The sequence below is a fragment of the Allobosea sp. 05T422_2 genome (assembly GCF_056396265.1).
In genome coordinates this window covers 1-3,597 of the sequence record NZ_JBFTLD010000408.1, presented here as the reverse complement: position 1 = coordinate 3,597, position 3,597 = coordinate 1, and the positions used below count along the sequence as shown (strand labels likewise).

Here is a 3,597-nt window from a genome sequence, read left to right as displayed (position 1 = left end):
GCCGGACAGGGTCTTCACCACATCGGTGTAGTGGGGATGCAGCCCCCCCGATAGGACCGCCTTGCGGCGCTTGGTGACGCGGTGAGCCATCAGCACGGCCTCGCCGGTCGCGGTCGAGCCGTCGTACATCGAGGCGTTGGCGACCTCCATGCCGGTCAGCGCGGCGATCTGGGTCTGGAATTCGAAGAGGTATTGCAGCGTGCCCTGCGCAATCTCGGGCTGATAGGGCGTGTAGCTGGTCAGGAATTCCGAGCGCTGGATCAAGTGATCGACGGTCGCCGGAACGTGGTGCTTGTAGGCGCCTGCACCCACGAAGAACGGAGCCGCGGAGGCTGCGACATTCCTGGCGGCCATCCGGCCCATGATGCGCTCGACCTCGAGTTCACCCTTGGCGCGCGGCAGGTCGAGCGGAGCCTTCAGCAGCTTGCCGGTGGGCACGTCGCTGAACAGGGCGTCGATATCGGGAACGCCGATGCGCGCGAGCATGTCCTCGCGGTCGGTGTCGGTGAGGGGCAAATAGCGCATCGGGGTTTCCTTGATCATTCCAGGTCCGGGCGCAGCGCGCGCCCGGCACCGGACATTCAGGTCATGGGCAATGAATCGCTGCTCACAGCGTCTTCACGTAGTCCTGGTACTCGGCCTCGCTGAGCAGGCCCTCGAGCTCGGCAGGATTGGTCAGCTTCAGCTTGACGAACCAGCCCTTGCCGGCCGGGTCCTCATTGACCGCGCCAGGCGCAGCCTCGAGCTCGCTGTTGACGGCGACAACCTCGCCCGAGACCGGGGCATAGACCTCGGACGCGGCCTTGACGCTCTCTACCACAGCAGCCTCGCCGCCCTTGGCGACCGCCTTGCCGACGGAAGGCAGCTMGACGAAGACGACATCGCCGAGCTGGCCCTGGGCATAGTCGGTGATGCCGATGGTGCCGGTGTCACCCTCGATGCGGATATATTCGTGGTCCTTGGTGTAACGGGTCTCGGCCATGATGGTCCTCCAGATCAGGATAGGGTCGGGAATCAGCGCTTGTAGCGGTTGGGCACGAAGGGCATCGGCGCGACGGTCGCCGCCAACGGCTTGCCGCGCACGATCAGGTCAAGGCGCGTGCCGGGAGCCGAGTGGGCCTTTGCGACATACCCCATCGCGCAGGGCGCGTTGAGCGTCGGGCCGAAGCCGCCGGATGTGACCTTGCCGACGATCTCGCCTTCCGGCGTCGCAATATCGGCGCCTTCGCGGGCAGGAGCGCGGCCCTCGGGCAGGAGCCCGATGCGGACGCGCGAAACGCCTTCCGCGAATTCGCGCTGGATGCGGGCCGCTCCCGGGAAGCCGCCTTCCTCGCGCCGCCGCTTCTGGATCGACCAGTTCAGCCCGGCCTCGACCGGCGAGGTCGTGGTGTCGATATCGTGCCCGTAGAGGCAGAGCCCTGCCTCGAGGCGCAGCGAATCGCGGGCACCGAGTCCGATCGGCTTGACGCGCGGATCGAGCAGGAGCGCGTCCCAGATCTCGCCTATCCTGTTTGCCGCGGCGGAAATCTCGTAGCCGTCCTCGCCGGTATAGCCGGAGCGGCTGAGATTGGCCTTGACGCCCGCCACCTTCATGCTGCGCGCACTCATGAAGCCCATCTCGGCGGCCTCGGGCGCCAGCGCGGCGAGCGATTCAGCGGCAGCAGGCCCTTGCAGCGCGATCAACCCGCGATGTTCCGCGCGGACGAGCTTCACATTGGCCGGCAGGCGCGCCTCGATATGGGCGTAGTCGGCCGTCTTGCAGGCCGCATTGACGATGAGGAGGAGAGCGCCGTCCTCGTCGGGCTCGCTGGAGCGCGTGACCATCAGATCGTCGAGGATGCCGCCATTCTCATCGAGGAGCTGCGAATAACRCTGTTTGCCGGGAGCGAGGTTGACGATGTCGGCGGGGACCAAAGCCTCGAGCGCGCGCGCGGTGGTCTCGTGATCGGGCCCGAGCAGAAAGGCCTGCCCCATATGCGAGACGTCGAAGAGCCCGGCCTTCTCGCGCGTCCAGTTATGCTCGGTGAGAATACCCATCGGGTACTGCACCGGCATGTCATAACCGGCAAACGGCACCATACGGGCACCGAGCATGACATGACGGGAATGAAGCGGGGTCTTGAGCAGCGCCTCGGCGCCTGCGGCATCAGCTTCAACGGCTTCGGCAGCCATGGCGGCCCCTTCCAGAATCGAGCGCAAGCCCCGGACGGAATGTCCGGAGCGCGCCCCCTCTGTCTTGGGACCTGAGAGATTTCCCCGAACCGGCAGGATCAGCCGGACAGGTTACACCCGTCGGTGGGCGGAGTTGCATCCGCCGCTTTCCAGAGCGCCAATTCCCACGCGGTCCGTTTGCCTGAGCGTTTCCGGGGCGGTTGCGCCTTCGGCGCCGGGCCTGGACAAGTCCGGACCCGGTCTCTCCCGCGGGGATGATGCGGCGTCAGCACAGATACAAGACGCCGCCTTCGAGTCAATCGGCGCCTTGCCTCAGTTCACGGCAAACACCGGCGCCATTCGCGACTGCAGGACTACCGGCGCCGCGCGCGAGCCGGCGCCGCAGCGCCAGCGGTGTTGAGGCCGACGATGATCTCGACGTCGCCCTTGCCCGCCGGGACGACAATGCCGTCCTCGATATGGGTGAAATCGGTGCCCGCCTGACCGGACGAGATCGTGCCGCCGACGCGCGCCGCACGGCGTGCAACGACGGTCGTCCCGCGCAGGACCTCCGTGCTCATCGACGCATAATAGCTGCCGGGGCCACCGGCCGGACCAGCCAGCACACGGCCTTCGGCACCCACCTTCAGCCTGAAGCCGCCACCGCCCGTCGGCGTGCACTCGCGCGCCACGTTCAGGATCGAAATCTGGTGCCGCAGGCTACCGCTATCGGGGCCGGACTGGGCGCGAATGGCAGCGCCACCATCGGCAATGGTCACGCTCGGGCAGACGAAGTCCGCCTCCTGATCGACCAGCGGCTTCTCCACCGGCGGAGGTGGCTTGGTCGACTGGAACATCACGATATTGCTCAGCGTCTGCATGCCGCTCTGCTCGCCCGCGGGCGAGCGCGAACCGCAGCCGGCAAGGCCAAGGCACAGCACAGAAGCAGCCAGCATAGTCAGCCGGCGAGGCATCACGTCATTMACGGCAGGGTCTCCACGCCAGGCCCGAATCCGGAAAGCGAGACGGGGATACCCACGCCCTCCTCCGGAGTCTGAAATACGATGAATGTGGCGCTTTTTCCGGCCTTGAGCTGGCCGAGCAGCGTATCGTCCATCACCACCTCGGCAACGCAGCCMGTGGTCAGGCAACGAACGAAGCCAGCGCGGCCGATGTCCTTGTCGTCGATCTTGAGACCGAGCCCCGACGGCAGCAGCACACCCAGGGGCGCCACGACACGCAGAAGCCGGCTCTTCTGGTCGGCCGTCTTCAGCACGATCACCAGCAGCGTCAAATTCGGCCGATCCTCGGCCGCGACATTCTGCACGAGCGCGCATTGCTCAGCCTTGGCGCCAGGCGGCACCTCGCAGCGCAACTGCCAATCGCCGTGCGTCGACTTCACAGCGCCCTGGGCGAAAGCCACGCTGCTCGAACCCAGACATACGC

At 66.6% G+C, this 3,597-nt stretch carries 5 protein-coding genes and 2 riboswitches; all 5 genes read right to left on the bottom strand.

Features of this window, described 5'->3' with window-relative positions; translation table 11 throughout:
- Window positions 1-525 (bottom strand): PLP-dependent aminotransferase family protein (locus AC1DJT_RS35130; protein ID WP_476835904.1); only part of this gene is annotated, 525 nt, incomplete at its 3' end.
- An 82-nt stretch (window positions 526-607) separates the two neighbouring features.
- Window positions 608-982 carry a glycine cleavage system protein GcvH gene (gcvH, locus tag AC1DJT_RS35125; RefSeq protein WP_476835903.1) on the bottom strand — a complete coding sequence of 125 codons (375 nt, stop codon included), beginning with the start codon at window positions 980-982 and terminating at the stop codon, window positions 608-610.
- A 32-nt stretch (window positions 983-1,014) separates the two neighbouring features.
- A complete protein-coding gene (gene gcvT / locus AC1DJT_RS35120) occupies window positions 1,015-2,172 on the bottom strand; it encodes a glycine cleavage system aminomethyltransferase GcvT (protein ID WP_476835902.1) in 1,158 nt (385 codons plus the stop codon).
- Between the two features lie 57 nt (window positions 2,173-2,229).
- A riboswitch (glycine riboswitch) is annotated at window positions 2,230-2,327 on the bottom strand.
- A gap of 4 nt (window positions 2,328-2,331) precedes the next feature.
- Window positions 2,332-2,431: riboswitch (glycine riboswitch) on the bottom strand.
- A 94-nt stretch (window positions 2,432-2,525) separates the two neighbouring features.
- Window positions 2,526-3,032, bottom strand: a complete 507-nt coding sequence (locus tag AC1DJT_RS35115) for a hypothetical protein (protein WP_476835901.1) — start codon at window positions 3,030-3,032, stop codon at window positions 2,526-2,528.
- A 92-nt stretch (window positions 3,033-3,124) separates the two neighbouring features.
- Window positions 3,125-3,589 (bottom strand): invasion associated locus B family protein, encoded by a 465-nt coding sequence (locus tag AC1DJT_RS35110; protein ID WP_476835905.1) that lies wholly within the window; start codon window positions 3,587-3,589, stop codon window positions 3,125-3,127.
- Window positions 3,590-3,597 lie beyond the last annotated feature (8 nt).

Excerpts from the sequence above, each read along its gene's own strand:
- AC1DJT_RS35115 (WP_476835901.1), bottom strand. The coding sequence starts at position 3,032 with ATGCAGACGCTGAGCAATATCGTGATGTTCCAGTCGACCAAGCCACCT.